The 26,985-nt window shown below is 67.4% G+C and carries 30 protein-coding genes; 18 read left to right on the plus strand and 12 right to left on the minus strand.

Annotation, left to right across the window (positions count from 1 at the left end):
* Positions 1-107: 107 nt before the first annotated feature.
* Genes WDM86_04605 through WDM86_04625 form a run of 5 tightly spaced genes read right to left on the minus strand, consistent with a single transcriptional unit; the run spans position 108 to position 5,885 of the window.
* Positions 108-1,184: an aromatic ring-hydroxylating dioxygenase subunit alpha gene (locus WDM86_04605; protein ID MEI9989299.1), complete on the minus strand. Its 1,077-nt coding sequence runs from the start codon at positions 1,182-1,184 to the stop codon at positions 108-110.
* Positions 1,181-2,266, minus strand: a complete 1,086-nt coding sequence (locus tag WDM86_04610; protein MEI9989300.1) for a DUF4340 domain-containing protein — start codon at positions 2,264-2,266, stop codon at positions 1,181-1,183. The genes WDM86_04605 and WDM86_04610 overlap by 4 nt, the downstream gene beginning before the upstream one ends.
* A 7-nt stretch (positions 2,267-2,273) precedes the next feature.
* Complete coding sequence (locus tag WDM86_04615) at positions 2,274-4,193, minus strand: Gldg family protein (GenBank protein MEI9989301.1); 1,920 nt, start codon at positions 4,191-4,193, stop codon at positions 2,274-2,276.
* 4 nt (positions 4,194-4,197) lie between these two features.
* Positions 4,198-4,932 carry an ABC transporter permease gene (locus WDM86_04620; GenBank protein ID MEI9989302.1) on the minus strand — a complete coding sequence of 245 codons (735 nt, stop codon included), beginning with the start codon at positions 4,930-4,932 and terminating at the stop codon, positions 4,198-4,200.
* Positions 4,929-5,885 (minus strand): ABC transporter ATP-binding protein, encoded by a 957-nt coding sequence (locus WDM86_04625; protein MEI9989303.1) that lies wholly within the window; start codon positions 5,883-5,885, stop codon positions 4,929-4,931. The genes WDM86_04620 and WDM86_04625 overlap by 4 nt, the downstream gene beginning before the upstream one ends.
* Positions 5,886-6,152: 267 nt before the next feature.
* Between WDM86_04625 and WDM86_04630 the strand changes: the two genes are divergently transcribed.
* From WDM86_04630 to WDM86_04690, 13 genes are all read left to right on the plus strand, one after another.
* The gene (locus WDM86_04630; GenBank protein MEI9989304.1) at positions 6,153-6,515 is read left to right on the plus strand and encodes a hypothetical protein; all 363 of its coding nucleotides are present in this window, start codon (positions 6,153-6,155) and stop codon (positions 6,513-6,515) included.
* Between the two features lie 64 nt (positions 6,516-6,579).
* Positions 6,580-6,945, plus strand: coding sequence for a hypothetical protein (locus tag WDM86_04635; protein MEI9989305.1), 366 nt, complete (start codon positions 6,580-6,582; stop codon positions 6,943-6,945).
* A 70-nt stretch (positions 6,946-7,015) separates the two neighbouring features.
* Positions 7,016-7,672, plus strand: a complete 657-nt coding sequence (locus WDM86_04640; GenBank protein ID MEI9989306.1) for a class I SAM-dependent methyltransferase — start codon at positions 7,016-7,018, stop codon at positions 7,670-7,672.
* A gap of 22 nt (positions 7,673-7,694) precedes the next feature.
* Entirely contained in the window at positions 7,695-8,126 is a 432-nt protein-coding gene (locus tag WDM86_04645; GenBank protein MEI9989307.1) for a DUF2794 domain-containing protein, read from the plus strand.
* Between the two features lie 80 nt (positions 8,127-8,206).
* Positions 8,207-9,763: an acetyl-CoA acetyltransferase gene (locus tag WDM86_04650; GenBank protein MEI9989308.1), complete on the plus strand. Its 1,557-nt coding sequence runs from the start codon at positions 8,207-8,209 to the stop codon at positions 9,761-9,763.
* Positions 9,764-9,898: 135 nt separating this feature from the next.
* Positions 9,899-11,035: a serine hydrolase domain-containing protein gene (locus tag WDM86_04655; protein ID MEI9989309.1), complete on the plus strand. Its 1,137-nt coding sequence runs from the start codon at positions 9,899-9,901 to the stop codon at positions 11,033-11,035.
* A 40-nt stretch (positions 11,036-11,075) separates the two neighbouring features.
* On the plus strand, positions 11,076-11,630 hold the full coding sequence (locus tag WDM86_04660; GenBank protein ID MEI9989310.1) for a histidine phosphatase family protein: 555 nt from the start codon (positions 11,076-11,078) through the stop codon (positions 11,628-11,630).
* Positions 11,631-11,760: 130 nt separating this feature from the next.
* Complete coding sequence (locus WDM86_04665) at positions 11,761-13,167, plus strand: amidase (protein MEI9989311.1); 1,407 nt, start codon at positions 11,761-11,763, stop codon at positions 13,165-13,167.
* Positions 13,168-13,244: 77 nt separating this feature from the next.
* The gene (locus tag WDM86_04670; protein ID MEI9989312.1) at positions 13,245-13,988 is read left to right on the plus strand and encodes an SDR family oxidoreductase; all 744 of its coding nucleotides are present in this window, start codon (positions 13,245-13,247) and stop codon (positions 13,986-13,988) included.
* Positions 13,988-14,599, plus strand: coding sequence for a 2-hydroxychromene-2-carboxylate isomerase (locus WDM86_04675; protein MEI9989313.1), 612 nt, complete (start codon positions 13,988-13,990; stop codon positions 14,597-14,599). Before WDM86_04670 ends, WDM86_04675 begins: the two co-directional genes overlap by 1 nt.
* A 117-nt stretch (positions 14,600-14,716) precedes the next feature.
* Positions 14,717-15,241 (plus strand): invasion associated locus B family protein, encoded by a 525-nt coding sequence (locus WDM86_04680; GenBank protein ID MEI9989314.1) that lies wholly within the window; start codon positions 14,717-14,719, stop codon positions 15,239-15,241.
* 165 nt (positions 15,242-15,406) lie between these two features.
* Positions 15,407-16,546, plus strand: a complete 1,140-nt coding sequence (gene rlmN / locus WDM86_04685; GenBank protein MEI9989315.1) for a 23S rRNA (adenine(2503)-C(2))-methyltransferase RlmN — start codon at positions 15,407-15,409, stop codon at positions 16,544-16,546.
* A 4-nt stretch (positions 16,547-16,550) separates the two neighbouring features.
* On the plus strand, positions 16,551-16,979 hold the full coding sequence (locus tag WDM86_04690; GenBank protein MEI9989316.1) for a hypothetical protein: 429 nt from the start codon (positions 16,551-16,553) through the stop codon (positions 16,977-16,979).
* A gap of 25 nt (positions 16,980-17,004) precedes the next feature.
* Here WDM86_04690 and WDM86_04695 read toward each other — a convergent pair whose 3' ends face one another.
* Positions 17,005-17,694, minus strand: coding sequence for a glutathione S-transferase family protein (locus WDM86_04695; protein ID MEI9989317.1), 690 nt, complete (start codon positions 17,692-17,694; stop codon positions 17,005-17,007).
* Positions 17,695-17,862: 168 nt separating this feature from the next.
* On the opposite strand from WDM86_04695, the gene WDM86_04700 reads away from it, so the two are divergent.
* Positions 17,863-18,435 (plus strand): AAA family ATPase, encoded by a 573-nt coding sequence (locus WDM86_04700; GenBank protein MEI9989318.1) that lies wholly within the window; start codon positions 17,863-17,865, stop codon positions 18,433-18,435.
* A gap of 39 nt (positions 18,436-18,474) precedes the next feature.
* On the opposite strand, the gene WDM86_04705 is transcribed toward WDM86_04700, so the two are convergent.
* The gene (locus WDM86_04705) at positions 18,475-19,062 is read right to left on the minus strand and encodes a 2-hydroxychromene-2-carboxylate isomerase (GenBank protein MEI9989319.1); all 588 of its coding nucleotides are present in this window, start codon (positions 19,060-19,062) and stop codon (positions 18,475-18,477) included.
* 192 nt (positions 19,063-19,254) lie between these two features.
* Between WDM86_04705 and WDM86_04710 the strand changes: the two genes are divergently transcribed.
* From WDM86_04710 to WDM86_04725, 4 genes are read left to right on the plus strand one after another with little or no spacing between them, the layout of a single operon-like run.
* Positions 19,255-20,490 (plus strand): argininosuccinate synthase, encoded by a 1,236-nt coding sequence (locus WDM86_04710; GenBank protein MEI9989320.1) that lies wholly within the window; start codon positions 19,255-19,257, stop codon positions 20,488-20,490.
* Between the two features lie 34 nt (positions 20,491-20,524).
* Positions 20,525-20,845 carry a type II toxin-antitoxin system RelE/ParE family toxin gene (locus WDM86_04715; GenBank protein MEI9989321.1) on the plus strand — a complete coding sequence of 107 codons (321 nt, stop codon included), beginning with the start codon at positions 20,525-20,527 and terminating at the stop codon, positions 20,843-20,845.
* A 10-nt stretch (positions 20,846-20,855) separates the two neighbouring features.
* Positions 20,856-21,170 (plus strand): transcriptional regulator, encoded by a 315-nt coding sequence (locus WDM86_04720; protein MEI9989322.1) that lies wholly within the window; start codon positions 20,856-20,858, stop codon positions 21,168-21,170.
* A 54-nt stretch (positions 21,171-21,224) separates the two neighbouring features.
* On the plus strand, positions 21,225-22,058 hold the full coding sequence (locus tag WDM86_04725) for a class I SAM-dependent methyltransferase (GenBank protein ID MEI9989323.1): 834 nt from the start codon (positions 21,225-21,227) through the stop codon (positions 22,056-22,058).
* Between the two features lie 16 nt (positions 22,059-22,074).
* On the opposite strand, the gene WDM86_04730 is transcribed toward WDM86_04725, so the two are convergent.
* The 5 genes from WDM86_04730 to accC are packed head-to-tail and all read right to left on the minus strand — an operon-like array spanning position 22,075 to position 26,974.
* The gene (locus tag WDM86_04730; GenBank protein MEI9989324.1) at positions 22,075-22,476 is read right to left on the minus strand and encodes a DoxX family protein; all 402 of its coding nucleotides are present in this window, start codon (positions 22,474-22,476) and stop codon (positions 22,075-22,077) included.
* Between the two features lie 35 nt (positions 22,477-22,511).
* On the minus strand, positions 22,512-23,246 hold the full coding sequence (gene eutC / locus WDM86_04735) for an ethanolamine ammonia-lyase subunit EutC (GenBank protein MEI9989325.1): 735 nt from the start codon (positions 23,244-23,246) through the stop codon (positions 22,512-22,514).
* Positions 23,243-24,628, minus strand: coding sequence for an ethanolamine ammonia-lyase subunit EutB (locus WDM86_04740; GenBank protein MEI9989326.1), 1,386 nt, complete (start codon positions 24,626-24,628; stop codon positions 23,243-23,245). Before WDM86_04740 ends, eutC begins: the two co-directional genes overlap by 4 nt.
* Positions 24,629-24,674: 46 nt before the next feature.
* Positions 24,675-25,655 carry an alpha/beta hydrolase gene (locus WDM86_04745; GenBank protein ID MEI9989327.1) on the minus strand — a complete coding sequence of 327 codons (981 nt, stop codon included), beginning with the start codon at positions 25,653-25,655 and terminating at the stop codon, positions 24,675-24,677.
* Positions 25,622-26,974, minus strand: a complete 1,353-nt coding sequence (accC, locus tag WDM86_04750; protein MEI9989328.1) for an acetyl-CoA carboxylase biotin carboxylase subunit — start codon at positions 26,972-26,974, stop codon at positions 25,622-25,624. The genes WDM86_04745 and accC overlap by 34 nt, the downstream gene beginning before the upstream one ends.
* Positions 26,975-26,985 lie beyond the last annotated feature (11 nt).

Consider the following 26,985-nt stretch of genomic DNA (forward strand, 5'->3'; position numbering starts at 1 on the left):
TCGTGTGCTTTGCAGATGCCGTTGCGCAGGAAGGCGCGTTCGCCGCTTCGCTTTGCCGCCCCCTCACCCCGCCCTCTCCCCCACTTCGTGGGGGCGAGGGAGTTTCCTTAACTCCGCCAGCGCAGCGTCCGTGGCTTTACCGGGTTCACGAAGGGCGCGCCTGTCGCGACCGATTCGGCCCAGGCCTTCTTCAGCCGGTGGTACCACATCGCCGGCATGTCCGAATCCTGGATCAGCATCAGCGGCGGATTGAACTTCAATCCCTCCTTCTGGAGCTCCACGATCCGGCGGTCGTCGCCCAGGAAGGTCGGGCCCAGCGCCAGGAAGAACGGCTTGATGAAGCCCAGCCAGGCCGGCCAGTAGAAGATCTGCGTCACCTCGGTGGTGTCGGCGTCGCGCGGCGTGCAGGTGGTCAGCCCCACCACGGCGATGCGCCGCCCGAACAGCGTGCCCACGATGTTCTCGAAGCGGATCGAGGGCAGTTCGAAGGTGATCTCGGTCGAGACGTCGGCGCCCAGGATGCCGTACATCGGCTTGGTCGGCTTGTGCCGCGTCATCACGAAGCCGGTCGCCAGCGGGGCGTAGTTCTTGGTCTTCTCCTTCGGCCGCACCCGCCACCACCAGCGGCCATGGACGTAGGGCGCATGCGCCGGGTCCATCAGGCCGATGACGGCGTGGTCGATGCCGCAATGGAAGAGCTGGCTCTCGTGCCAGCGCGGGCGGGCGTCCGGCACGCCGACGCGCGGCGGCTCGCTCTTCGGCGGCGCCGTCTCGCGGCCGGGCGCCGCCATGTAGACCCAGATCAGCCCGTCCTGCTCGCGCACCGGATAGGACTTCACCTTGATGTTCGAGGCCTCGATCGGCTCGCCGCCGACCAGCGAGGGGATCGCCGCGCACACGCCGTCGCCGCGAAAGCGCCAGCCGTGATAGGGGCACTCGACCGTGTTGTCCGCCAGCACCTTGCCGGCCGAGAGCGGCACGCCGCGATGCGGGCAGATGTCCTTCATCGCGAACACCACGCCGTCGCGGCCGCGCCCGATCAGCACCGGCTCGCCCAGCATCATCTCGCGGCGCAGGCCGGCCTTGGCGATCTTCTCGGAGAGGCATCCCATGTACCAGCAGTCGCGCAGGAACAGCGGCACCGCCTCGGCGGTCCCCGGAACGGCGGCGGCTTCGGCGGTCATGGCTGGGCGGGAGCCGGCGGGGCCGGCGGCGGCTTGAGCAGGCTATCGAGCGTCGTCATGAAAAGCTGACCCTTGAACGCCGGCAGTTTATACGCCCATCCGGAGGCATGCGCATTGATCGCCGCCGCTTCTTTTGCGGCGTCTTGTGTGCTAGGCGCCAGCGCTTCGGCCGAAACCTGGGCCCAGTAATCCGCGCCGGTCTGGACGACGTGCACGGTCACGACCAGGCCGTCGAAGGTCTTGGTGACCAGCCGCGACGCCTTGGCGGGGTCGTTGAAATCCAGCTCGCGGGCGGGGCGCACGTCGTCGAAACCGAAATCCACCACGGCGGAGGCGACGCCGTCGGGAACCGTGGGATCGCTCACGGCCTTGCCGGCGGGGATGTCCGCCAGGGTGAAGTCCGGATCGCTCGGCCGCGCGCGGGAGACGACGAAGGAGGGGCCATCGGTCGGATCGGCGTCGACTTCGCGGATGCTGGCGCGGTCGACGTCCATCACATGCTTGTCGAGCCAGTCCGAGATCGCCGGGCGCGGATCCATGACCGAGCGCGCCAGCCAGCTCTGGTTCTCGCCGGGGCGGCGCACGAACAGTCCGGTCGCGCCGGTGGCATCGCCGATGTCCTCGCTCTTGCCGGCGATGACGGCGCCGAGCGGACGGCCCTTGTCGTCGCTGACCGCGATCAGGACGCCGTCGCCCTGCGGCGGGGTGTCCAGGTTCAGGAAATGGAGCCAGTCCGGCCGCGCCGTCTTGGGCTCGATTGTGCGCAGCGCGCCCAGCCCGACCAGCGTGCGATGCACCAGCTCGATCGACGCCGGATAGTCGTTGCGCTGGCGCACGACCCAGCCCTTTTCGGGACCCAGCACGACATCGAAGGCGCCGCTCTTGGACCCGATGTGGATGCGCGCCGCCTCGCTTTCATGGGCGGCGAAGCCGGGGAGGAATTCGGCCTGTGCCGGCGCGGCGCCTTCGCTCGATTCCTGCCACAGCGCGGCGATGGCGAGCAGCAGGCTCACCAGGGCCAAGGCGGCCAGCACCGCGAGGGTGCGGCGGCGGGGATCGGCGAGGATTTGGTTCAGGTCCATCGCGGCCTCACTGCGCCATCGCGCGGGCGCGGTGCCGGCGGCGCAGCACCGCCAGCAGGATCGCGAAGCCCGCCACGAACAGCGGCACCAGCGCGATGTTCACGAAGGCCAGGATGTCGCCCAGCGTGTCGACGTCCTTGCGCAGGCGGTGCTGCACGTCGCGCAGCCGGGTGCGGATATCCACCAATTGCTTCTTGAAGCGGTCGATCTCGGCCTGCTGCGCGGCGGAGAGGCCCTGCGCGTTGGTCGGGTTGGCGCCGCCGCCCTGTTCAAGATCGTGCAGCCGCTGCTGCACGGCGGTCATCTGGGCCTGCAAGGCTTCGGCCTCAGCCTGGAAATCGGCCTGGGCCTGGGCCTGCATGCGCTTGACCACGACGAACGGCCGGTCGTTGGTGGCGCGGGTGCGCAGCGAGATCAAATCGCTCGAGCCCGACAGGTTCTCGATCGCGTTCAGCACGAAGGCGCCGTTGTCGGCGAAGGGCGCGGCGACGCGCTTGCCGTAGAGATTGTCCGTATGCACCCAGAAACGGTCGTCGAAGATGTCGGCGTCGGCCATCACGATGACGTTGATCGGTCCCGCCGAGTCCTTGACCTGCGGCGGCAGTGGCGCCGGCGGCGGCTGGCCGGCGGCGGTCAGCGGCGCGGGCGGTCCCGCGGGGAAGGCGGTCTTGGCGGCGCCGGTGACGCGGGCCGCGATGATGAAGTGCTCGCCGGTCGGGTTGATCGCCGCCAGCAGATCCTCTGGGCGAGGATTGAAGCGGATGGATTCCACGTCCACCAGCGAGGCCTGGTCGGAAGAGATGACCAGCGGCAGGAAGGTCGTGGTCGCGCCCTTGAGCGGATGCAGCGCGCCGACGCTGGCGAGGTTCAGCGTCTGCATCGAGGCGGTGACCGGATCCTTGGCGTCGAAATCGGCCTGGGTCAGGTGAAGCCAGATCGGATAGCTCGCCACCGGGTTGCGCGGATCGGCGGAGACCTGCACGCGCTGCGCCAGTTCGCGGTCGGCGATCACCTTGGCCGGCGAGTAGCCGACGCCCCAGGCATGGAAAAGCTGCGGCAGGTCGGAGGTCGGATTGCCGCCGCCGCGCGGGTCCATGCCGCCGCCGGCCTGCGCCAGCTCGGCGTTCGGATCGACGAAGACGAGCGCGTGGCCGCCCTTCAGCACGAACTGGTCGATGGCATAGAGCGCCGCCGCGCTCAGATTGGTCGGATGCACCACCATCAGCACCGAGACGCCAAGCGGGATGCGATCCGCGGCGGGATCGAGCATCTGCGTCGCATAGGTCTGGGCAAGCTCGGAATAGATCGCATAGGGCTGCGCGTTGCCCTGCATCGCCGCCTGCACGCCGCCCGCGCCGGTGTCGAGCGGCAGGCTCGACAGGATGCCGAGCACCGGCTTCTGCGGCTGGATCAGGTGATAGATCAGCGTCGTCAGGTCTAGTTCGAGATATTGCTCGCGCTCGGTGCTGAAGTAGGGGATCGTCTCCTTGCCGTCGATGCGGTTGGTGCCGACCAGGCCGAAATAGACCGTGTCGCCGCTGTCGGTCGGCGCGCCGGACAGCCCGTTCGCCGTCGCCTCGTCCTCCGCCGCGGTGAACGGCTCGGGATCGACGGTCTTGAGGAGGATCTTGCCGTGGCTGATCGAGGCGTATTCCTCCAGAAGGTCGTGCACCCGCGTCGCATAGGCCTGGGTCTGGGCGTAGTCGGCGGCGATCTTCTTGGAGAAGTAGAATTTCAGCGTGATCGGCTCGGGGATGGAAGCGACGATGTTGCGCGTGCCCTGCGCCAGGGTGAACTGGCCGGTCTGGGTGAGGTCGAGCCGCGCCGTGGTGATCGCGGTGTCGGCCGCGATGTTGACGCACACGAAGATCACGACGGCGAGCGCCAGCGCGGCGACGGCATAGATCCGGCGGGACAGCGGCTTCATCGTCTCAACCGCTCTTCTTCAGGTCGACGACCACGACATTGGCGGTCAGGAACAGCGCGATCAGCGTGACGAAGAACACCAGATCGCGCAGGTCGATGACGCCGCGGCTGATCGCGGTGAAATGGGTGAGGAAGCTGAACGACGAGACCGCGTTGACCAGCACCAGCGGCGCCCAGCCGCGGAAGAAGTCGAGCACCAAAGGCGCGCCGGCGATGGTGAACAGGAAGCAGACCACCACCGTCACCACGAAGGCGATGACCTGGTTGCTCGTGGTCGCCGAGATCGCCGCGCCGATCGCGAGATAGCCGCCGGCCATCAACAGGCTTCCGATGTAGGAGGCGACGATCACGCCGTTGTCGGGATCGCCGAGATAATTGACCGTCAGCCAGATCGGGAAGGTCAGCGCCAGCGCCACCGCGATGAACGCCCAGGCCGCGAGATATTTGCCGACCACCGTCGCCCACAGCGGCACGGGCAGGGTGAGCAGCAGCTCCATCGTGCCGGTGCGCCGCTCCTCCGCCCACAGCCGCATGGCGATGGCCGGCACCAGGAAAAGATAGAGCCAGGGATGATAGCCGAAGAACACCGACAGGTCGGCGATGTTGTTGTCGTAGAAACGCCCGACATAAAAGGTGAAGGTGCCCATCGCGAACAGGAAGATCACGATGAAGACATACGCCAGCGGCGTCGCGAAATAGGCGGCGAATTCTCGCTTGAAGATCGGCCAGACCTGGTTCATGCGACGGCCTGGCGCTTGGCGTCATGCGTGGTGATGGCGCGGAACACTTCGTCCAGGCGCCCCGCCTCGGCGTATAATTCCTTCACGTCCCAATTCTCGCGCACGGCGAGCGCGCTGACGTCCTCGATGGGGAGCGCGCCGATCTTCGGGAAGGCGGTGATCTCCGCCATGCCGTCGTCGCGCGCGGCGGCCTCCACCGCGGACACCGAGGCGAGCGCCTGGAGCTTCGCCACCGCCGCCTCGCGCTGCGCCGCCGGCAGGGTCAGCGTCACCGCGTTGTGGTAGCGCGAGCGCGCCAGCAATTCGGCCGGCGTGCCGTCGGCGACGATCCGGCCGCGGTCGATGATCACCGCGCGGGTGCAGATCGCCTCGACCTCTTCGAGCAGGTGGGTCGAGACGATGATCGCCTTTTCCTTGGCCATGCCGCGGATCAGCGTGCGCACCGAATGTTTCTGGTTGGGGTCGAGCCCGTCGGTCGGCTCGTCCATGATCAGCACCGGCGGATCGTGCAGGATCGCCTGCGCCAGCCCGACCCGGCGCTTGAAGCCCTTGGACAGCGTCTCGATCGGCTGGTCGAGCACGCCTTCGAGCTCGGTCCTGGCGACCGCGATGGCGACCTTGGCCTTGCCCTCGGCGCCCTTGAAGCCGCGGATCTCGGCGATGAAGGTCAGGAACTGCCGGGCCGTCATGTCGCCATAGGCCGGAGCGCCCTCGGGCAGATAGCCGATGGAGGCCTGGGCGGCGAGGGCGTCGGTTTCCAAATCGTGGCCGCAGACCACGGCGCGGCCGGCATCCGGCGCGAGAAAGCCGGTGATCATCTTCATGGTGGTGGACTTGCCGGCGCCGTTCGGCCCCAGGAAGCCCAGGACCTCGCCCTTGGCGACCCGCAAAGACAGGCCGGCGACGGCGGTATGGGCGCCGAAACGCTTGGTCAGTCCCTCGATCTCGATCATGGCGCCCGGGGTGCGGAAATCGAGGGTTTGCTTAGAGAAATGTCCCCCGGCCCGCAAGTTGCGCGGCACTTAAACTTCGGTCACCGGCTACACGGTCCGTTGAGGCCGCCTTCGGCCGCCCGGCGGCGATGCCTGGCGACCACGCCTCGCGGCTGGCGATATCGGCCATGGATGCGGGCCGCAAATGAGATATCCTGGAGTGCCTGGATGCCCGCCCGCGCGGGCATGACAAGGTTTAAAAAAGATAATCGAACAGGGGAGGAAACAATGTTCGATACGAAAATGCTTTCGACCGCGACGGCCATCGGCACGGGCCTGCAACTCACCATGGTGATCGCCGGTCATTTCGATCCGTTCGCCGCCGACAACGCGTTCCTGCTGGGCGGCATGGGCATCGCGGCCTTCGCCGGACTTCTATGCGGCCGCGGCATGGACGGTTATGGCGGCGCGGCGCTGGCCGGCGCGGTCGCGGGCGGCGTCGGCGCCTTGCTCGGCATCGCCGTATCCGTCGCTCTCGGCGATACGCAGCCCGCAATCCTGGTCTTCGGCACGCTGAGTTCGGCCGTCGCCGGCGCGGTTGGCGGTGTCATCGCGCGCGCCATGATGGGAACCCGCGCCGCCGCGGCGTAAACGCGCCGTTGATCCGCCACGATTGCGGCCTAGAGTCGAAGTGCAATCCAAGGGCGGAGCTTGTGTGTTCGACGGCAAGCTTGTGCAGCGCGCGGCGATCACCGGCATCGCGCTGCAGGTGACGATGGTGGTCGTCGCGCACTACATTCCCTGGGTGCGCGCCAACGTGTCGGAATTCGCCGCCATGATGATCGCCGGCTTGGCCGGCCTGTTCTATGGCCGCGACTATGCGCGCGGCTACGCAAGGGGCGCGCTCGGTGGCGCCATCGCGGGCGGCACAAGCGGGCTCATCGGCATCGCGGCCGCGAACATCCTGGGCGACGCGGCGCTGATCGTGCTGCCGGTCGGCACCGCGATCACCACGCTGACCGGCGCCGTCGGCGGGTTGTTCGGCCAGATGGACGCGAACATCCGCAACCTCAACGCCTGAGCCGCAGGCTGGCGCCGGCGGCACGGTCTGCATAGGCTCGGCGCCGGACAATCCAGGATGGGCGGGCGCCATGGGAAATTTCGTTCAGGCGACGGACGCGGTGATCGCCTATCTGAGCGAGGTCGGCGCGCGCGAGACCCCGGCGCAGATCCGCTGCCGCGAGGAGACCCAGAAGCATCCCGCCGCCATCATGCAGATCGCGCCGGAGCAGGGCGCCTTCCTCCAGGTCCTCGCCAAGCTCACCGGCGCCAAACACTATCTGGAGATCGGCGTGTTCACTGGCTACAGCGCGCTCAGCGTGGCGCTGGCGCTGCCCAAGGACGGCAAGGTCGTGGCGCTCGATGTCAGCAAGGAGTTCACCGATCTGGCGCGCGGCTATTGGAAGGAGGCCGGCGTCGATACCAGGATCGACCTGCGGCTCGGCCCCGCGGTCCCGGCGATGGACGCGATGATCGCCAAGGGCGAGGGCCCGTTCGATTTCGTCTTCATCGACGCCGACAAGCCGGCCTATGACGCCTATTACGAGCGTGCCCTCAAGCTGGTGCGGCCGGGCGGGCTGATCGCGCTCGACAATGCGCTGCTGTTCGGCACCGTCGCCGACGCATCGGACGCCTCCGTCATGCCGAGCGCGCTGCGCGCCCTGAACGCCAAGATCCAGGCGGACGACCGGGTCGACATGGCGCTCGCCACCGTCGGCGACGGCGTGATGCTGGCGGTCAAACGCTGATTTTCGCCCTTGCGACAATCGCGTGACGGGACCACACTTCCTTCCGATGGCGGAAGAACCCATAGCGTTCGTCCGTGCAGGCCACGCGCCGGCCGCACGGACGAGTTACCAGGGCGGGCAGGGCAGGTCGGCTGCCTCCGGCGTCGTCGCGCAGGTGCGGTTCGACCGCGCCGAACTCAATCGCATCCTGACGCTGTACGGCCGCATGGTGGCGGCCGGCGAATGGCGCGACTACGCGATCGATTTCCGCGACGAGGCCGCGGTGTTCTCGATCTACCGGCGCGCGTCGGAGATGCCGCTGTTCCGGGTGGAGAAGCGGCCCAAGCTGCGCGACAAGCAGGGCCTGTACGCGGTGATCGCCGCGACCGGGCACATCCTCAAGCGCGGCCACGACCTCGCGGCCGTGCTCCGGGTATTCGACAAGAAGCTGCTGAAGGCGCTGGCGAGCGAATAGCGCTTCCCCAACGTAATCCGCCGCTTTGAAATCCGCCGTCCTGCGTGCTGTCATCGCGCCAGCGACATTAGGCAGGCCCCATGACCGACATCGACCCGCGCACGCCGATCCTCGTCGGCGGCGCGCAGTTCACCCAGCGCACGGCGAAGAGCGACATCCGCGCCAGCCTCGGTCCCGTCGAGATGCTGGCGAAGGTTTCGGCCGACGCGCTCGCCGACACCGGCGCCAAGAATCTCGCTTCCGCGATCGATACCGTCGCCGTCGTGCGCTTCACCGCGGATTCGCCGGGCGACCAGGGCCGCCTGCCCAAACGCATGTTCCGCAATCCGCCGCTCAGCCTGGCGAACCGCATCGGCGCCGCGCCGCGCCGTGCCTTCTACACCGCGACGGGGGGCAACACGCCGCAATGGCTGGTCAACCGCACGGCGGAGGAGATCGCGAACGGCATCTGCGACGTGGCGCTACTCGCCGGCGCCGAATACATCGCCTCGCTGCTCGGCGCGATGAAGCAGGGCGTCGATCTCGGCTGGACGACCGGCCCCGACGCCGATCCCGGCTCCGACCCCGAAGAGATCGGCGACATGCGCCCCGGCACGACGGACTACGAACGCCGCCACGGCCTCGCCTTTCCGGTCAACGTCTATCCCTTGTTCGAGAACGGCCTGCGCGGCATGAAGCGCCGCTCGCCGGCCGAGCACCTGAAATGGCTCGGCGAATTCTTCTCGCCCTTCACCAGGGTCGCGGCGGAGAATCCCTATTCCTGGTTTCCGACCTACCGTTCGGCGGAAGAGATTTCGACGCCGACGGACAAGAACCGCTTCGTCGGCTTTCCCTACACCAAATACCTGAACGCCGTGATCGAGGTCGACATGGCCGCCGCGGTGGTGATGACCTCCGTCGCCAAGGCGCGCGAACTCGGCATCCCGGAATCGAAATGGGTCTTTCTGCACGGTTGCGCCGATGCCGCCGACATCTGGAACGTCTCCGAGCGGGTGAACTTCCATTCCTCGCCAGCGATCCGCGCCGTCGGCAAGAAGGCCTTCGCGATGGCGGACCTCGATGTCGGCGACGTGTCCTTCATCGACCTCTATTCCTGCTTCCCGAGCGCGGTGGAGATCGGCTGCCTCGAACTCGGCATCGCGACCGACGATCCGCGCGGCCTCACCATCACCGGCGGGCTTCCCTATTTCGGCGGCCCGGGCAACAATTACGTGATGCACTCGATCGTGCAGATGGCGGACAGGCTGCGCCAAGCGCCGAGAAAATTCGGCCTCACGACCGGCAATGGCTGGTACGTGACCAAGCATTCGGCCGGCATCTATTCGACAAATCCGACCCGCGGAAAATGGCAACGCGAGGATCCCAAGACCTACCAGAAGGACATCGACGCCATGGCGCATCCCGCCGTCGTCGAGGCGCCGCAGGGCGCGGCCACCGTCGAAACCTATACGGTCGTGCTCGACCGTCGCGGCAAGCGCTTCGGCATCGTGGTCGGGCGGCTCGAAAACGGCGGCCGCTTCCTCGCCCACACGCCGGACGACGATGCGACGCTGGATCGGATGATGCGCGACGAAGTTCTCGGCAAGCCGGGCACGGTGGCGCCGGGAGAGGTCACGAATTTGTTCAGGTTTTCATGAAGTGCCGTCAACAAAAAAGATTGTCATGGCCCGCGAATGCGGGCCACCCAGGTGACACCTGCGCCGCCGGTGCAATCGTCAACTGGGTCCGCCGCATTCGCGGCGGATGACAATGTGAGGAACGAGGAAGCGCTCATGCCCGAAGTCCACGGCTTCGCCCACGACAAATACGCGGCGGTGAAGAAATTGTTCGAAGAGAACATCGCCAGCGGCGCCGACATCGGCGCCTCGTTCTCAGCCACCGTGGACGGCGAGACCGTGGTCGATCTGTGGGGCGGCCATGCCGATCCGGCGAAGACGCGGCGCTGGGAGAAGGACACCATCGTCAACGTCTATTCGACCACCAAGACGATGACGGCGCTGACCGCGCTCCTGCTCGCCGACCGCGGCCTGCTCGATTTCGACGCGCCGGTCGCGCGCTACTGGCCGGAATTCGCCGCCAACGGCAAGGCCGACATCAAGGTCAGCCATCTGATGAGCCATTCCGCCGGCCTTTCCGGCTGGAAGGAGAAGATCGCCAAGGAGGATCTCTACGATTGGCGGAAGGTGACCGCGCTGCTCGCCGCCCAGGCGCCGTTCTGGAAGCCCGGCACCGCGCCCGGCTATCACGCCCTGACGCAGGGCTATCTCGTCGGCGAAATCATCCGCCGCATCACGGGAAAGTCGGTGGGCACGGTGTTCCGCGAGGAGATCGCGACGCCGCTGGGTGCCGATTTCCACATCGGCCTTGCCGCGTCCGAAGACGACCGCGTCGCCGAACTGCTGGCGCCGCCGCAGGGCGATGCGGTGGCGGACGGGCCGGCGATGAGCGAACTCATGGCCAATTTGGCGACCAATCCCGGCATCGACGTGTCGGAGACCACGAAGCGGGCCTGGCGCGGCGCGGAAATCCCGGCGGCCGGCGGCACCGGCAATGCCCGCTCCATCGCCCAGATCCATGCCATCCTGGCCAATGACGGCGTCGCCCAGGGTCGCCGATTCCTGTCCAAAGAAGGCGTCCGCAAGGCGCTCGAGCCGCAGATCGAGGGCACCGATCTGATCATGGGCGTGCCGGCGAAGTTCGGCCTGGGCTTCGGTCTTCCCGGCGGATTGATGCCGCTGCCCAATCCCAATGCGATGTTCTGGGGCGGCTATGGCGGCTCGATCGCCGTCATCGACATGGATGCGAAGATGAGCATCGGCTACGCGATGAACCGCATGGCGGGCACGACCACCGGCGACATGCGCGGCATCGGCATGGCCTTCGCCATGTGGGACGCGCTGAAGGCCTAGCTGCTGTAGTCTCGATCGTCTTCGAACCTCGGAATCTCCCATGCCCCGCATCTACATGGTCCGCCACGGTCGCGCCGCCGCCGGTTTCGGGGAGGACATGGACCCCGGCCTCGACGATCTCGGCCGCGGCCAGGCCGAAGCGGTCGCCGGCCGGCTCAAGAGCATCGGCCCGCGCCTCATCCTCTCCAGTCCGCTCCGCCGCACCCAGGAGACGGCCGTCCCGCTGGCGCGGGCGTGGGGCCGGACGCCCGTCATCGAACACGCCGTCGCCGAGATACCGTCCCCGAAGGGCATGAGCCTCGAAGAGCGCGTCGCCTGGCTGCGCGGGCTGATGGCCGGCTCGTGGCGCGACGTGCCGCCCGACCTCGCGCAATGGCGCGAGGCCTGCGTCGCGGCGGTGGCGTCGCTCCGGGAAGACGCGGTGGTGTTCTCGCACTATGTCGCGATCAACGTGCTGATGGGCTCGGCGCAGGCCGACGACCGCGTCGTGGTCTTCTCGCCGGAGAACTGCTCCGTCACGATATTCGACAATGACGGCGGCAAGCTGCGATTGTTGGACAAGGGCAGCGAAGCCGCGTTGACGAAGGTGAATTAGCCCTTGTGTCATCGCCCGCGAATGCGGGCGACCCAGGTGACGCAAGGAAATTCCCGACGGGGAAGCGTCAACTGGGTGGCCCGCATTGGCGGGCCATGACAGTCTTGTTTTGGAAAGCCGAGTGATCGCCATGTCCAAGGAACCCCACGAACTCACCGCCTCGGAAATGTCCGCATTGTTCGCGGCGCGGGAATTGTCGCCGGTCGAGGTCGCGGACGCCTGCCTCACCCGCATCGAGGCGCTCGACGCCGAGATCAACGCCTTCTGCCACCTCGATCCGCACGCCAGCCAGACGATGGCCGAAGCCTCCGAGGCGCGCTGGCTGGCCGGCGAGCCGCTGTCGCCGCTCGATGGCGTCCCCGTCGCGGTGAAGGATTTGCTGGTGACCAAGGACTGGCCGACGCGGCGCGGCTCGCTCACCGTCGATCCCCACGCCTATATCGACACCGACGCCCCGACCGTCGCGCGCCTGCGCGAGGCGGGCGCCGTCTTGATCGGCAAGACCACCACGCCGGAATTCGGCTGGAAGGGCTCGACCGACAGCCCGCTCACCGGCGTCACGCGCAATCCGTGGAACAAGGCGAAGACGCCGGGCGGTTCTTCCGGCGGTTCCAGCGCCGCGCTGGCGGCGCGGTTCTGCCCGCTGGCGCTCGGCACCGACGGCGGCGGCTCGATCCGCATCCCGGCGAGCTTCACCAACACCTATGGCCTCAAGCCCAGCTTCGGCCGCGTGCCGGCCTATCCGCTGTCGCCCTTCGGCACGCTCGCCCATGTCGGCCCGATGAGCCGCACCGTGCTCGACAGCGCCATGCTGATGAACGCGATCGCGCGGCCCGACGCCCGCGACTGGTATTCGCTGCCGTATTTCCCGACCGACTACGCCGCCGAGATCGAAGCCCCGCTCGCCGGCAAGCGCATCGCCTTCAGCCCGCGCATGGGCTTTGCCGCCCGCGTCCTGCCCGAGATCGAGACGCTGGTGGCCGCCGCCGCCAAGCGCTTCGAACGGCTCGGCGCCCATGTCGAACAGGTCGATCCGCCCGGCGGCGATCCGGCCCTGACCTTCCGCACCCTGTGGTGGTCCGGCGCCGCCAGCCTGCTCGGCGACTACACGCCGGAGCAGATGGCCAGGCTCGATCCTGGCCTGCGCCGCATGGCGGAAGAGGGCATCGCGATCTCCAAGAAGGACTACATGAACGCGGCGCTGGCGCGCGGCGCCTATGGCAGCGCGATGCGCCAATTCATGGAGACATACGACTTCCTGCTGACGCCGCAGCTCGCCACCACCGCCTTCGACGTCGGCAAGCTCACGCCGCTCGACGACGACGGCAATGCCTGGATGGCATGGACGCCCTTCACCGTGCCGTTCAACCTGACCCAACAGCCCGCCGCCAGCGTGCCCTGCGGCTTCACGCGCGACGGCCTGCCGGTCGGCCTGCAGATCGTCGGCCGCATGTTCGACGACGCCGGCGTGCTGGCCGCGAGCTACGCCTATGAGATGACCGATCCGCATTTCGACCGGGTGCCGAAGGGGTTCTGATCCGAAGGACCTGTCACGGGCCATGACAGCGCGCGGCGGTTATATTATACCCATCATGTAATTCCCGAGGGTTCCTCATGACGCTCCGCAACGCCACCGCCGCCGTGATCGGCGCCGGCGACTACATCGGCTCCGCCATCGCGCGGAAATTCGCGCGCGAAGGCTACACGGTCTTCGCCGGCCGCCGCACCGCCGACAAGCTCGCCCAGCTCAAGGCCGACATCGAATCCGGCGGCGGCCATTGCGAGGCCCGCGCGCTGGACGCCCGCAAGGAGGAAGACGTCGCCGCCTTCCTCGCCGAGGCCGACGCGCACGCCCCGCTGGACGTCTGCGTCTTCAACCCCGGCGCCAACGTCAACTTCCCGATCCTGGAGACCACCGAACGGGTCTTCCGCAAGGTGTGGGAGATGGCCTGTTACGGCGGCTTCCTCACCGGGCGCGAGGCCGCCCGCCTGATGCTGGCGCGGGGCAGGGGCACGATCCTGTTCACCGGCGCAACCGCGAGCCTGCGCGGCGGCAAGGGCTATGCCGCCTTCGCCTCGGCCAAGTTCGGCCTGCGCGCCGTGGCGCAGAGCATGGCGCGCGAGCTCGGGCCGCAGAACATCCACGTCGCCCATCTCATCATCGACGCCGGCGTCGACACCGCCTTCGTCAAGGAGCGCATCCGCGCCCGCGGCGGCGACGCGGCGGTCGCCGCCATCGAACCGGACCAGCTCATGAACCCCGAATCGATCGCCGACGCCTATTGGTACCTGCACACGCAGAAGCGCGACGCCTGGACCTTCGAACTCGACGTGCGGCCCTACAAGGAGAGCTGGTGATGCCCCCAAAGACGGAGCAAGTGGAATTCCTGTTCGATTTCGGCAGCCCCAACGCCTTCTTCGCCAACCGGGTCATTCCCGGAATCGAACAGCGCACCGGCGCGAAATTCGAAGTCGTTCCCGTGCTGCTCGGCGGTATCTTCAAGGCGACGGGCAACCAGTCGCCGATGCAGGCGTTCGGCCACATCAAGAACAAGATGGCCTACGAACAGCTCGAGACCCAGCGCTTCATCCGCCGCCACCACATCGACGACTTCACGTTCAATCCTTTCTTCCCCATCAACACGCTGAACCTGATGCGCATGGCGGTGGCGGCGCAGAACGAAGGTTACCTGCCGCGCTACATGGATACCGTGTTCCATAACATGTGGATCGCGCCCAAGAAGATGGACGATCCCGAGGTCGCGAAGGCGGCGCTGGCCGCCTCCGGCCTCGACCCGGCGCTGTACGAGCGCGCCCAGGCGCCCGCGGTGAAGGCCGGGCTGATCGCCAACACCGAGGCCGCCGTCGCCCGCGGCGTCTTCGGCATCCCGACCTTCTTCGTCGGCGACGAGATGTTCTTCGGCAAGGACCGGCTCCGGGACGTGGAGGAGGCGATCGGGGGCCTCTGACGATTGCCGTGGACCTGCGCCGCCCACATCCCTATTCTCGCCTCCGAAATTCAACGCCACCACAGAAGTGCCTGAATCCGCTGCCATAAGGGGCTCAGGCTTTCGGAGCAAACCTGCATGATTCGGCCGTCTCTTCTTGCCGCCCTTATCGGCGCCGCCGTCCTCGCCGCCGGTCCGGCCGCGGCGGACGACGCGCTTCTCCTCGGCGTGTCGAGGGACTGGTCGGCGTTCAGCACCGGCACCGGGGCGGACAAGACCTGCTACGCAATGTCCAAGCCCACGGCGAGCACGCCGCGCAAGATCAAGCGCGATCCGATCTACTTTCTGATCACCGACTGGCCCGCGCGCAAGACCAAGTCCGAGCCCGAGGCGGTTCCCGGCTACCAGTACAAGGACGGCAGCACCGTCACCGCCCAGGTCGGCGGCGCCAGTTTCGAGTTCTTCACCCAGAACGACGGCGGCGCCGGCGCGGCCTGGATCAGGAAGCGGACCGACGAGGTCAAGCTGGTCGAGGCGATGCGCAACGGTCAGTCGCTGGTCGTCACCGGCACGTCCAAGCGCGGCACGCTGACCACGGACACCTATTCCCTGGCCGGCCTCGGCGACGCCCTGGACCGGATCCACAGGGCCTGCGGGCTGTAAGCACACTTGTCATCCCCGCCGAGGCCCGCCATGTAATGGCGGGCCGAGGGAGCCCGTAGCGACAGCGTACGGGCGAGCCAGGCGTCGGGTTCGTCCGTACGCTGCCGCAACGGACCCCCTCGCGTCGCTTGCGCGACGCTCGGCCGGGAATGACAAGTGAACGAAATGACCGCCTCCACCCTCATCGGCCTTTCCCCCGACGCGCTGCAGACCGCGCTGCGCGACGCCGGTCTTCCCGAGAAGGCCGCGCCGATGCGCGCCCGCCAGGTGTGGAACTGGATCTATGTCCATGGCGCGAAGGATTTCGCGGCCATGTCCAACCTCGCCAGGGATGTCCGCGTCACCCTGACCGACAGCTTCACGCTCGCCCGGCCCGAGATCGTCACCGAGCAGATTTCGAACGACGGCACGCGCAAATGGCTCCTGCGCACCGGCCCCGGCATCGAGTTCGAGACCGTGTTCATCCCGGAGCCGGGCCGGGGCACGCTCTGCGTTTCCTCCCAGGTCGGCTGCACGTTGAACTGCCGCTTCTGCCACACCGGCACGCAGAAGCTGGTGCGCAACCTCACCCCCGCCGAGATCGTCGGCCAGGTGATGGTCGCCAAGGACTCGCTGGCCGACTGGCCCTCCACCAAGGAAGAGCGCCGCGTCACCAATGTGGTGATGATGGGCATGGGCGAGCCGCTCTACAATTTCGACAATGTGAAAGCCGCGCTCGCCATCGTGGCGGACGGCGACGCGCTGGCGTTGTCGAAGCGGCGCGTGACTCTGTCCACCGCCGGCGTGGTGCCGATGATCCCGCGCGCCGGCGCCGAGATCGGCTCCTCGCTGGCGATATCGCTGCACGCCGTGCGCGACGACATCCGCGACATCATCGTGCCGATCAACAAGAAATATCCGCTGAAGGAATTGCTGGAGGCATGCCGTACCTATCCCGGCGTCTCGAACGCGCGGCGCATCACCTTCGAGTATGTGATGCTGAAAGGCGTGAACGACAGCCTGGCCGAGGCGCGCGAGCTGGTGAAGCTCATCAAGGGCATTCCGGCCAAGATCAACCTGATCCCGTTCAATCCGTGGCCCGGCGCGCCCTATGCGTGCTCGGATTGGAGCCAGATCGAGAGCTTCGCCGAGATCGTGAACCGCGCCGGTTATGCGAGCCCCGTCCGCACTCCGCGCGGCCGCGACATCATGGCCGCCTGCGGCCAGCTCAAGAGCGAAAGCGTGAAACAGCGCGCCAGCGAACGCCTCGCCGAAGAAAAGATGGCGCGGATGCGATCCGCCGAACTGGCGCGGATGCCGTCCTAGCGCGATGGGCGATCGGCTCGGCGACCCGCGGCGGCTGACAGGATTTCTCATCCTCGCGCTGTGGCTCCTCTCCCTGATCCTGCCGGTCTTCAGCACCTGCAGGCCGGGCTACGACCATGTCGGCGGCTGGTTTGTGCTGCTGTTCGGCTGGTTGGGATTGCTCGTGCTCATGCCGGCCTGGCTCGCCAACGGATTCATCCTGGGCGTCGGCCTCGCGCTGGCCTTCGGTAAGCGGCCGCCGATCTGGCTCGGCGTGCTGGCCGGCGGCCTGGCCGCCACTGCCTGGTGGTGGACCGCATGGCAGGACGACACCGGGTCGGTCCCGATTTGCCATTATCATGCCGGCTACTGGCTCTGGCTGGCCACCGCCGCCCTCGCCCTGATCGCTCCGATCGTCATGCGCCGGATTGCGGCGCCGCGCGGACAAGCCTGACGCCGCGCGCCCGACATCTCGGGCGTTAGCGTGAAGTGTGCACCGGCAGCGGCATCTGGCGGAGTCCTTCCGCCAATTTCGCCGTCTCGCCGAAGCTGCGTTGCATGATGCTGCCGGGATAGCTCGGCCGCGCCCGCATCCGCGCCAGCCAATCCGTGGCGCCCTTGTACTGCGCGAGCAGCGCCGCGCCTTCCGTGGTGAGCGAGAAGAACAGCAGGTTGGGAAAGAGGAAACAGTCCGCGATGGTCAGCCGGTTGCCGACCAAGAAGCCTTCCGCGCCTGCCGCCTCGTCGATCAGCCGCACCTGCAATTCGAGCGGCGCCTTCGCCGTATCGACGAACGCCTGATCCGTCTCGAAACCCCAGGCGGGACGCACGATCCGCTCCTTGAAGAAGCGGTTCATGACCGGAAATACGTAGGAATTCACGATGCTGATCCAGCGCAACACCTGCGCTTGTCCAAGCGCGTCGCGCGGTTGCAGGGGAGGGCCGTCGAACGCCTTGTCGATGTAATGCGCGATCGCCAGCGACTCGTAGAGAATGACCTCGCCATGCTGCAACACCGGCATCTTGCCGAAGGGATGCAGCTTGAAGTGTTCCGGCGAATGGAGCGTCGGGACCTTGAGCTCATAGGGCACGCCTTTTTCGTCGGCGATCTGCATGACGCTCCATAGATAGGAGCTTCCCTCCATCGAATGAAAGACGATCCCGGCCATGGCGCACCTTCCTTGCGCGCATCCTGCCCGCGCCGGGCGCGCTGTCGTTGAGGCGGATCAAGATCGGCTTGACGCCTGGGCGCGGCGCGGGCACCCTTGCGCATCTCCCCGAAAATCCATCCATCCGCCGCGCGGCCGCGCCGTCGCGTCCGCGCGCGACGAGGCCTCATGCTGCGAAACAATTTCCACATCCTCTCCGGCGGTCCCGGCGCCGGAAAGACCACGCTGCTCGAAGCGCTGCGGGCGCGCGGCCATGTCTGCGTCGACGAAGCGGCGCGCCGCATCCTGAAGGAGCAGGCGCGCAGCGGCGGCAACGCCACCCATGACGGCGACCGCGCCCGCTACCGCGATCTGATGCTGGAGCAGGGCCTGCGCGACTACCGCGCCTTCGCCGAGACCGCGGCGCCCATCTTCTTCGACCGCGCCATTCCGGAGCTTTCCGGCTACGGCAACGTACCGGGCGAAGGCGATCCGCCGGCGCTGTCCAGGACGATTGAGGAGTGCCGCTACAACCCGCGTGTCTTCCTTTTTCCGCCCTGGGAAGCGATCTACGTCCATGACGACCTGCGCAAGCACAGCTTCGCCCATGCGATCGAGACTTTCGAGAATTGCCGCACCGCCTATCGCCGCCACGGCTACCGCATCGTCGAAGTGCCGAAGGCCGCTGTCGACGCGCGCGCCGATTTCATCCTTCGCGAAATCGACAATGATTCACGCGGAGACGCGGAGAACGCGGAGTAGGGGGCGAAACTCCGCGGCCTTCGCGTCTCCGCGTGAATCTCATGTTCGCGCCGCCCACGCGATAGCTTCTTCCAGCCGGTCGTTCCCCCAGAACAGTTCGTCGCCCACAACGAAACTCGGCGCGCCGAACACCCCGCGCGCGATGGCGTCCTCGTTTTGCGCCCTCAGCTTGGCCTTGTTCTCGGGCGTGTTCGCGGCAGCCAGTGTGGCCGCCGGGTCGGCGCCGACCCGCGTCAGGATCTCGGCCAGCACGCCGTCATCGGCGATGTCCTTCCGCTCGGCGAAATTCGCCGAATAGACCGCGCGCGCGAAATCCGGCATCCAGCCTTCGCCTTCGGCCGCCAGCGCGATGCGCGCCGCCTTGAGACCGTTCTGCGGAAAGCGCAGCGGCGGGAGCGTCAGCGGCAAGCCTTCGCGCGCACAGATGCGCTCCAGGTCGCGCCACATGTAGCTGCCCTTCACGGGATAGAGGTTGAACGGCGAGTCGTTCCACCCCTGCGAGGAAAAGATCGGCCCCAGCAGGAACGGCCGCCAGCGCAGCGTCACGCCCGCCGCCTTGGCGAGCCGCTCGACCCGCATCGCCGCGGGATAGGAATAGCTGCTCGCGAATTCGAACCAGAAATCCATGACCGCTCCGCGTCGCCCGCCGCCATCCATAGCGCAAGTCGTTTCCGCGATGGCGCATTGCCATCGCGCCGCGAACGCATACCGCGCCGCTTGACGACCGCGCGGGCCGGCTATCTAACCGGCGTGCGGTCCACACCGTTCGGTCGGGCGTGGGCCGGAAACGACTAAACCATTGATTCTGCGAGACAAGTCATGGCGCAAAAGGGCGTGAAGAAAGTCGTGCTGGCCTATTCGGGCGGCCTCGATACCTCGGTCATCCTCAAATGGCTGCAGACCGAATACGGCGCGGAGGTCGTCACCTTCACCGCCGATCTGGGGCAGGGCGAGGAACTCGGTCCGGCGCGCGAGAAGGCGCTCTTGCTCGGCATCAAGCCGGAGAACATCTACATCGAGGACGTGCGCGAGGAGTTCGTGCGCGACTATGTCTTCCCGATGTTCCGCGCCAATGCGCAATACGAGGGCGTCTATCTACTCGGCACCTCCATCGCGCGGCCCTTGATCGCCAAGAAGCAGATCGAGATCGCCGAGAAGGTCGGCGCCGACGCGGTCAGCCACGGCTCGACCGGCAAGGGCAACGACCAGGTGCGCTACGAGCTCAGCTATTATGCGCTCAAGCCCGACATCAAGATCATCGCGCCGTGGCGCGAATGGGATCTCACCAGCCGCACCAGGCTGCTCGAATTCGCCGAGAAGCATCAGATCCCGATCGCCAAGGACAAGCGTGGCGAGGCACCGTTCAGCGTCGACGCCAACCTGTTGCACTCCTCCTCGGAGGGAAAGGTCCTGGAAGACCCCTCGGTCGAGGCCGACAGCATCGTCTATCAGCGTACCATTTCCCCCGAAGAGGCGCCCGACAAGGCGACGGTGGTCGAGATCGGATTCGAGAACGGCGACGCGGTCTCGGTCGATGGCCAGGCGCTGTCGCCCGCCACGCTTCTTGCCAGGCTCAATGAACTCGGCAAGGCCAACGGCATCGGCCGGCTCGACCTGGTGGAGAACCGCTTCGTCGGCATGAAGTCGCGCGGCATCTACGAGACGCCGGGCGGCACCATCCTGCTCGCCGCCCATCGCGCGATGGAATCGATCACGCTCGACCGCGGCGCCGCGCATCTGAAGGACGACCTGATGCCGCGCTATGCCGAGCTGATCTACAACGGCTTCTGGTTCACGCCGGAGCGCGAGATGCTCCAGGCCCTGATCGACAAGAGCCAGCATTTCGTCACCGGCACGGTGCGGCTCAAGCTCTACAAGGGCAACACGATGGTGATCGGCCGGTCGTCGCCCACTTCGCTCTATGCGCAGGATCTGGTGACCTTCGAGGATGACCAGGGCGCCTACGACCAGCGCGACGCCACCGGCTTCATCAAGCTCAACGCGCTCCGGCTGCGAACCCTGGCGATGCGCAAGCGGAAGGCGGAGACGAAGTAGGCTTGTCTTTTGGTAACATATTTGGTACCAATCGATGTATGACGTGCGGCAGTACAAGGACGAGCGAGGGCGCAATCCGTTCACAGCTTGGTTCGACGCGCTCGACGGAGTTGCGGCAGTGCGGATCGAAAGGTCCCTGTTGCGATTGGCGCGAGGCAACACCTCGAACGTTAAATTCGTCGGGGACGGCGTGAGCGAGTTGAAGATGGATTTCGGCCCCGGCTATCGGGTTTATTTCGGTCACGACGGACAAACGATCGTCGTTCTGCTCGGCGGCGGAACGAAGAGGCGGCAGGACAGCGATATCGCGTCGGCGAAGGAAAGATGGGCCGACTACAAAAGCCGGAAACGTTGAGGGACATGGCATGCCGTTGACGGTTGCCTTCAAGGACACGGTGTTGGCTCGCCTCGAGCGCGACCCGGGATTTGCGGTCGCCATGCTCCGCGAAGGCATAGATGCGTTGCTGAACGGCGAGCCGTCCATCGGTCGCGAGATGCTGCGCGACTATATCAACGCCAAAATCGGATTCGAGAAGCTGAGCAAGAAGGTGGGCATTCCGCCAAAGAGCCTTATGCGCATGTTCGGCCCAAAGGGTAATCCGAGTTCCAACAATCTTCTTTCCGTTATCTGGGCCTTGAAGGCTCACGCCGGCATCGAGCTGCATCTTGCCGCCGAATGATCGCGGGCATCGTTGTGATGCGCCTGATCGCCGCCGCGCCGGAGCAACACTGACATGAGCGCCAACGCCGACCAGATCGAATATTGGAACGGGCTCGCCGGCCAGCGCTGGGCGCAGGCGCAGGACACGATGGACCGCACCATGGCGTCCATCACCGCGGCGCTGGTCCCCTTCGTCGCCGCGAAACCGGGCGAGCACATTCTCGATATCGGCTGCGGCTCGGGCGGAACGACGCTGGAATACGCCAAGGCCGTCGGCGGTGCCGGCCGAGTCCTGGGCGTCGATATATCCAAACCCATGCTGGACGTGGCCCGTGCGCGCGCCGCCGCGCAGGGCTCGGCGGCGGAGTTCATCGAAGCCGATGCCGCGGTCCATCCCTTCGCGCCGGAGTTCGACGCGGTCGCCTCGCGCTTCGGCGTGATGTTCTTCGCCGATCCGCCGTCGGCCTTCGCGAACATCCGCAAAAGCCTGAAGCCCGGCGGCCGGCTCGCCTTCGTGTGCTGGCGCACCATGCCGGAGAATGCGTGGGCCTCCGCGCCCTTCGCCGCCGCGCGCCCCTTCCTTCCCGAACAGCCGCCGCCCGACCCGCTCGCGCCCGGCCCCTTCGCCTTCGCCGATCCGGCTCGCGTGAAATCCATCCTGGAGACGGCCGGCTTCAAAGCGGTCGAGACGAAGAAGCTCGACACCGCGATGCACGTCGCGCAAACCGCGGCGGACGCGGCTCAGTTCTCGCTCAACATCGGCCCCCTGTCGCGCGCCGCGAGCGGCCTGGACGACGCGACGCGCGCCAGGATCGCCGAGGCCGTCACCGCCGCGATGGCGAAACATGAAACCCCGCAAGGCGTCTCCCCGCCCGCCGCCTGCTGGCTGGTCGCCGTTCGGGCTTAAGACGACCCGCGTTCGATCAGAGCTTCTCGGACCGGCTGAGCGCCCACGGACCCGGTCCCGCCGCCGCGATATAGAGGAACGCGAAGCAGAACAGGATCGCCGCGTCGCCCTGGTTGTTCGCCGGAAAGAATCCGCCGCGCGCGAAATGCACCATCCAATAGGCCACCGCCATCTGGCCGGCGCAGATGAAGGCCGCGAGCCGCGTGAACAGCCCGATCGTGATCAGCGCGCCGCCGACCAGCTCGATGATCCCGGCCACCACGATGATCGGCATGGCCTTGGCGGCGCCCGCCGCCATCGCCGCCGGCATCGGCGGGAAGTTCAGGATCTTCTGCATGCCGTGTTCGAGGAACAGGAGCCCCGCCACGATGCGCAGGATGCTGAGCAGTTGCGGTTGGTATTTCGAGAGCCACGCCATCTGATTTCCCTTCGATTGCCGCCCCGCGAATCCTATCAGGCCCGCGCGCTTTCGTCAGTCAGCCGCTCCGGCGCGTCTTCCTTCAGGCCGACGCCGGAGGCGCCCAGCCGGCGCGCCTGCCGCGCCAGCCAGGCCAGCCGGTGCGCCGCTTCGTCGAGCGGCAATCCGTCCGGCCGTACGTTGGAGATGCAGTTGCGGTCGGCGTCCCTGGTGACGCCCGGGCGCGGCCGCCAGGTCAGGTAGAGCCCGACCGAATCGGCCGCCGACAGCCCCGGCCGCTCGCCGATCGCCACCACCGCCAGGCTCGCGCCCAGCGCCTGCGCGATCTCGTCCCCGACGGCGATGCGCCCGTTCGTCACGACGGTCACCGGCGCCCAGGCCAGCTCCGGCAGGCTCGCGCGGATCGCCCGCGCCAGGGCCGCGCCATGCGCCCGGATGGCGGTCGCGGACAGCCCGTCGGCGACGATCAGCGCCGCGTCATAGGCGCCGCGCGCGAGCCCGACGCGCGACGCATCGCTCAAGCTGCGTCCGAGATCGGGATTGGCGAGATAGGCCGCGCGGTCCGCCGCCTTCGTCGTCAGGCACATCGCGTCCAGCTCGGCCGCCAGCGCCGCCGCGTCGAACGGCGCGTTCACCGCGTCGCGGGCCCGCGCATGGGCGAGCTGGAATTCCAGCACCCGCCGCGTCGGCAGCGCCGAACCCGCGCGCCCCAGCGCCACCCGCGCCGGAGTGAAGGCCGCCAGGGCATGCCACTCGTCCGCGCCGCTCACGGCACGAAGTCGAGCAGCCGCGCCGCCGCGCTCCCGGCAAGCCGCGGCCGCATCCGCCCGTCCGTATCCATGATTCCCATCTTCAGCAGCCACGCCTCGAACTCCGGCGCGGGCCGCAAATTCAGCGCCTCGCGCACATAGAGCGCGTCGTGGAACGAGGTGCTCTGGTAGGACAGCATCACATCGTCCGCCCCCGGAACGCCCATCACATAGGTGCAGCCCGCCACCGCCAGAAGGGTCAGCAGATTGTCCATGTCGTCCTGGTCGGCGTCGGCGTGGTTGGTGTAGCAGACGTCCACGCCCATCGGCAGGCCGAGCAGCTTGCCGCAGAAATGATCCTCCAGCCCGGCGCGCGTGATTTGTTTCCCGTCGAACAGATATTCCGGCCCGATGAACCCGACCACGCTGTTGACGAGCAACGGCTTGAAATGCCGCGCCACCGCATAGGCGCGGGTCTCCATCGTCTGCTGGTCGACGCCGTGATGGGCGCCCGCCGACAGCGCCGCGCCCTGGCCGGTCTCGAAATACATCACGTTGTCGCCGACGGCGCCGCGCTTGAGCGACAACGCCGCGTCGCGCGCCTCGCCGAGCAAAGCGAGGTCCACGCCGAAGCTCTTGTTCGCCGCCTCGCTCCCCGCGACGGACTGGAACACCAGATCGACCGGCGCGCCCGCCTCCATCGCCTTCAGCGTCGTCGTGACATGCGCCAGCACGCAGGACTGGGTCGGAATCTCCCAGCGCCGCCGCAGCGCATCGATCATCGCCAGCAGGTTGGTCACCGAGGCCACATTGTCGCTCGCCGGATTGATCCCGATCACCGCGTCGCCGCTGCCATAGAGCAGCCCGTCCACGATGGACGCCGCGATGCCCTTGGCGTCGTCGGTCGGATGGTTCGGCTGCAGCCTGACCGACAGCCGCCCCGGCAATCCGATGGTGTCGTTGAACCGCGTCACCACCGAAACCTTGCGCGCCACCGCGATCAGGTCCTGGTTGCGCATCAGCTTGGAGACCGCCGCCGCCATCTCCGGCGTCAGCCCCGGCGCCAGCGCCGCCAGCCGCTCCGCCGTCGTCCCGTGCGCCAGCAGATGGTCGCGCAATTCCCCCACCGTCATCGCCCGCACCGGCGCGAAGGCCTCCGCGTCATGGGTGTCGGCGATCAGCCGCGAGACCTCGTCGCTTTCGTAAGGCACCAGTTCGGTCTTGAGGAATTCGCCCAGCGGCAGGTCGGCCAGCGCCATCCGCGCCGCCACCCGCTCCTCGGCCGTCCGCGCCGCCAGCCCCGCCAGCCGGTCGCCCGACCTTGCCGGCGAAGCACGCGCCAAGAGCGTCTTCAGATCGTCGAAGACATGGCGGGTCGAACCGATGGCTTGCGCATAGGCCATGGCGTTAGCTAATGCGATACGAGGCCAAAGCACAAACGGTACGAAGCTAAGACAGGACCACCGTCTCGCCCGCCTGCGCCGCGCGATTGGCCGCGCCCAGCACGGCATTGGCCTCGCTTTGCCAGCGGCCCGCCGGCTCCCATCCCGCCAGCAGGAACGAGCCGTGGATATGGCCTTCCATGCTCCGCGCCACGGCGTCCACGCCGGCATCGTTCAGCCGCGCGACATAGGCCTCGCATTCGTCGCGGCGCGGGTCGAACTGCGCGTTCATGACATAGGCCGGCGGCAGCCCCTCCAGATCGGGCGCGAAGAGCGGCGAGGCATAGAGCGCCGCCCGGTCCTTCTTCGCGATATAGAGATCGAGCATGGCGAGATCGCGTTCGCGCGTCGTGTCGTGCTCGGGCAGCGGATGGCGCCAGGCATGCGAGGTCTTGGTCAGATCGACGCCCGCGATCTCCAGCAATTGCAGCATGATCTTCGGCCCGCCGCGATCCTTCGCCATCAGCGCCAGCACGGCCGCGAAATTCCCGCCCGATGACGCGCCGCCAACGCTGATCGCCCGCGCCGCGAGGCCAAGCTCCTGCGCCCGTGCCGCCAGGCCGGCGAGCGCGCGATAGCAATCCTCTACGCCGGCCGGAAACGGATGTTCCGGCGCCAGCGCATACTCCACCGACGCCACGACGCACCGCGCCGCCGCCGCACGCCGCGACAAGAGGCCGTCCATCTCGCCCGACAGGGCCGAGCCGATCACGAAACCACCGCCATGGCAGTACAGATGCAGCGGCCGCGGCGCGTCGCTCTGCGGCCGATAGAGCCGCACCGTCACGCCGTCGATATCGATATCACTCGCCGTCACGCCCGGCGCGATCATGCGGTCCTTCTGGCTTGCCGAATAGATCGGCCGGAAGGAAACGATCCGCGCGGCGTCGATGGGGGCGGACAGATTTGCCCGCATCCGTTGCAGCATGGCCGCGACCGGCGCCGCCAGCTCGCTCACGGCGGCGTCGCCTTGCGCTTCGCCAGCCATTGTTCGAGCCAGTGGATGTTGTAGTCGCCGTCGATGATGTCCTTGTCGCGGACCAGGAGCTGGAACAGCGGGATCGTGGTCTCGATGCCGCCGACCACCAGCTCGTCCAGCGCGCGGCGCAGCCGCAGCAGGCACTCGTTGCGGTTCTTGGCGTGCACGATCAGCTTGCCCGCCAGGCTGTCGTAATAGGGCGAGATTTTATAGCCGGAATAGATCGCGCTGTCGAAGCGCACGCCGAGCCCGCCCGGCGTATGGAATTGCGTGATGGTGCCCGGCGACGACTGGAAGGTGAAGGCGTTCTCCGCGTTGATGCGGCACTCGATGGCGTGGCCGGAGAACGTCACGTCCTCCTGGCGCACTTCCAGCGCGCCGCCGGCCGCGATGCGGATCTGCTCGCGCACGATGTCGATGCCGGTGATCGCCTCGGTGATTGGATGCTCGACCTGCAGCCGCGTATTCATCTCGATGAAATAGAACTGGCCGTCCTCGAACAGGAACTCGATCGTGCCGGCGCCGAGATAGCCGAGCTTCTTGAGCGCGCGCGTCACCACGCCGCCGATCTCGTCGCGCTGCGTCGCGTTGAGGGCAGGCGAGCCCGCCTCCTCCCAAACCTTCTGGTGGCGGCGCTGCAGCGAGCAGTCGCGCTCGCCCAGATGGATGACGTTGCCGACCGCGTCGGCCAGCACCTGGATCTCGATATGGCGCGGCTTCTGGAGATATTTCTCCATATAGACCTGGTCGTTGCCGAACGCCGTCTTGGCCTCGTGCCGCGCGGTCGACAGCGCCAGCGAAAGCTCCACCTCGCTGTTCGCCACTTTCATGCCGCGCCCGCCGCCGCCGGCCGTCGCCTTGATGAGGACCGGAAAGCCGATCTCGCGCGCGATGCGCAGCGCGTCGGCGTCCTCCACCGCCCCGCCCGAGCCCGGCACCGTCGGGATGCCGAGCTCCTTCACCGCTTTGATCGCGGTGATCTTGTCGCCCATCATCCGGATGTGCTCGGGCGTCGGGCCGATGAAGGTGATGCCGTGCTCGCGCACGATCTCGGCGAAGCGCGCGTTTTCCGACAGGAAGCCGTAGCCGGGATGGATCGCCTCCGCGCCGGTGATCTCGCAGGCCGAGATGATCGCGGGGATGTTGAGATAGCTCTGCGCCGAGGCGGGCGGGCCGATGCACACGCTCTCGTCGGCGAGCCGCACATGCATCGCGTCGGCGTCGGCGGTGGAGTGCACCGCCACGGTGGCGATGCCCATCTCCTTGCACGCCCGGTTGATGCGAAGCGCGATCTCGCCGCGATTGGCGATGAGGACCTTTTCAAACATGGGCCGCGGCC

Source organism: Rhizomicrobium sp. (genome assembly GCA_037200045.1).
In the GTDB taxonomy this organism is placed as follows: Bacteria; Pseudomonadota; Alphaproteobacteria; order Micropepsales; family Micropepsaceae; genus Rhizomicrobium.

Excerpts from the sequence above, each read along its gene's own strand:
- WDM86_04745 (MEI9989327.1), bottom strand. The coding sequence starts at position 25,655 with ATGGCTGGCGAAGCGCAAGGCGACGCCGCCGTGAGCGAGCTGGCGGCG.
- WDM86_04610 (MEI9989300.1), bottom strand. The coding sequence starts at position 2,266 with ATGGACCTGAACCAAATCCTCGCCGATCCCCGCCGCCGCACCCTCGCG.
- WDM86_04670 (MEI9989312.1), top strand. The coding sequence starts at position 13,245 with ATGACGCTCCGCAACGCCACCGCCGCCGTGATCGGCGCCGGCGACTAC.
- WDM86_04730 (MEI9989324.1), bottom strand. The coding sequence starts at position 22,476 with ATGGCGTGGCTCTCGAAATACCAACCGCAACTGCTCAGCATCCTGCGC.
- rlmN (MEI9989315.1), top strand. The coding sequence starts at position 15,407 with ATGACCGCCTCCACCCTCATCGGCCTTTCCCCCGACGCGCTGCAGACC.
- WDM86_04630 (MEI9989304.1), top strand. The coding sequence starts at position 6,153 with ATGTTCGATACGAAAATGCTTTCGACCGCGACGGCCATCGGCACGGGC.
- accC (MEI9989328.1), bottom strand. The coding sequence starts at position 26,974 with ATGTTTGAAAAGGTCCTCATCGCCAATCGCGGCGAGATCGCGCTTCGC.
- WDM86_04650 (MEI9989308.1), top strand. The coding sequence starts at position 8,207 with ATGACCGACATCGACCCGCGCACGCCGATCCTCGTCGGCGGCGCGCAG.
- WDM86_04690 (MEI9989316.1), top strand. The coding sequence starts at position 16,551 with ATGGGCGATCGGCTCGGCGACCCGCGGCGGCTGACAGGATTTCTCATC.
- WDM86_04615 (MEI9989301.1), bottom strand. The coding sequence starts at position 4,193 with ATGAAGCCGCTGTCCCGCCGGATCTATGCCGTCGCCGCGCTGGCGCTC.
- WDM86_04640 (MEI9989306.1), top strand. The coding sequence starts at position 7,016 with ATGGGAAATTTCGTTCAGGCGACGGACGCGGTGATCGCCTATCTGAGC.
- WDM86_04660 (MEI9989310.1), top strand. The coding sequence starts at position 11,076 with ATGCCCCGCATCTACATGGTCCGCCACGGTCGCGCCGCCGCCGGTTTC.
- WDM86_04725 (MEI9989323.1), top strand. The coding sequence starts at position 21,225 with ATGAGCGCCAACGCCGACCAGATCGAATATTGGAACGGGCTCGCCGGC.
- WDM86_04620 (MEI9989302.1), bottom strand. The coding sequence starts at position 4,932 with ATGAACCAGGTCTGGCCGATCTTCAAGCGAGAATTCGCCGCCTATTTC.
- WDM86_04680 (MEI9989314.1), top strand. The coding sequence starts at position 14,717 with ATGATTCGGCCGTCTCTTCTTGCCGCCCTTATCGGCGCCGCCGTCCTC.
- WDM86_04715 (MEI9989321.1), top strand. The coding sequence starts at position 20,525 with ATGTATGACGTGCGGCAGTACAAGGACGAGCGAGGGCGCAATCCGTTC.
- WDM86_04700 (MEI9989318.1), top strand. The coding sequence starts at position 17,863 with ATGCTGCGAAACAATTTCCACATCCTCTCCGGCGGTCCCGGCGCCGGA.
- WDM86_04665 (MEI9989311.1), top strand. The coding sequence starts at position 11,761 with ATGTCCAAGGAACCCCACGAACTCACCGCCTCGGAAATGTCCGCATTG.
- WDM86_04705 (MEI9989319.1), bottom strand. The coding sequence starts at position 19,062 with ATGGATTTCTGGTTCGAATTCGCGAGCAGCTATTCCTATCCCGCGGCG.
- WDM86_04710 (MEI9989320.1), top strand. The coding sequence starts at position 19,255 with ATGGCGCAAAAGGGCGTGAAGAAAGTCGTGCTGGCCTATTCGGGCGGC.
- WDM86_04655 (MEI9989309.1), top strand. The coding sequence starts at position 9,899 with ATGCCCGAAGTCCACGGCTTCGCCCACGACAAATACGCGGCGGTGAAG.
- WDM86_04625 (MEI9989303.1), bottom strand. The coding sequence starts at position 5,885 with ATGATCGAGATCGAGGGACTGACCAAGCGTTTCGGCGCCCATACCGCC.
- WDM86_04695 (MEI9989317.1), bottom strand. The coding sequence starts at position 17,694 with ATGGCCGGGATCGTCTTTCATTCGATGGAGGGAAGCTCCTATCTATGG.
- WDM86_04740 (MEI9989326.1), bottom strand. The coding sequence starts at position 24,628 with ATGGCCTATGCGCAAGCCATCGGTTCGACCCGCCATGTCTTCGACGAT.
- WDM86_04675 (MEI9989313.1), top strand. The coding sequence starts at position 13,988 with ATGCCCCCAAAGACGGAGCAAGTGGAATTCCTGTTCGATTTCGGCAGC.
- WDM86_04605 (MEI9989299.1), bottom strand. The coding sequence starts at position 1,184 with ATGACCGCCGAAGCCGCCGCCGTTCCGGGGACCGCCGAGGCGGTGCCG.
- WDM86_04720 (MEI9989322.1), top strand. The coding sequence starts at position 20,856 with ATGCCGTTGACGGTTGCCTTCAAGGACACGGTGTTGGCTCGCCTCGAG.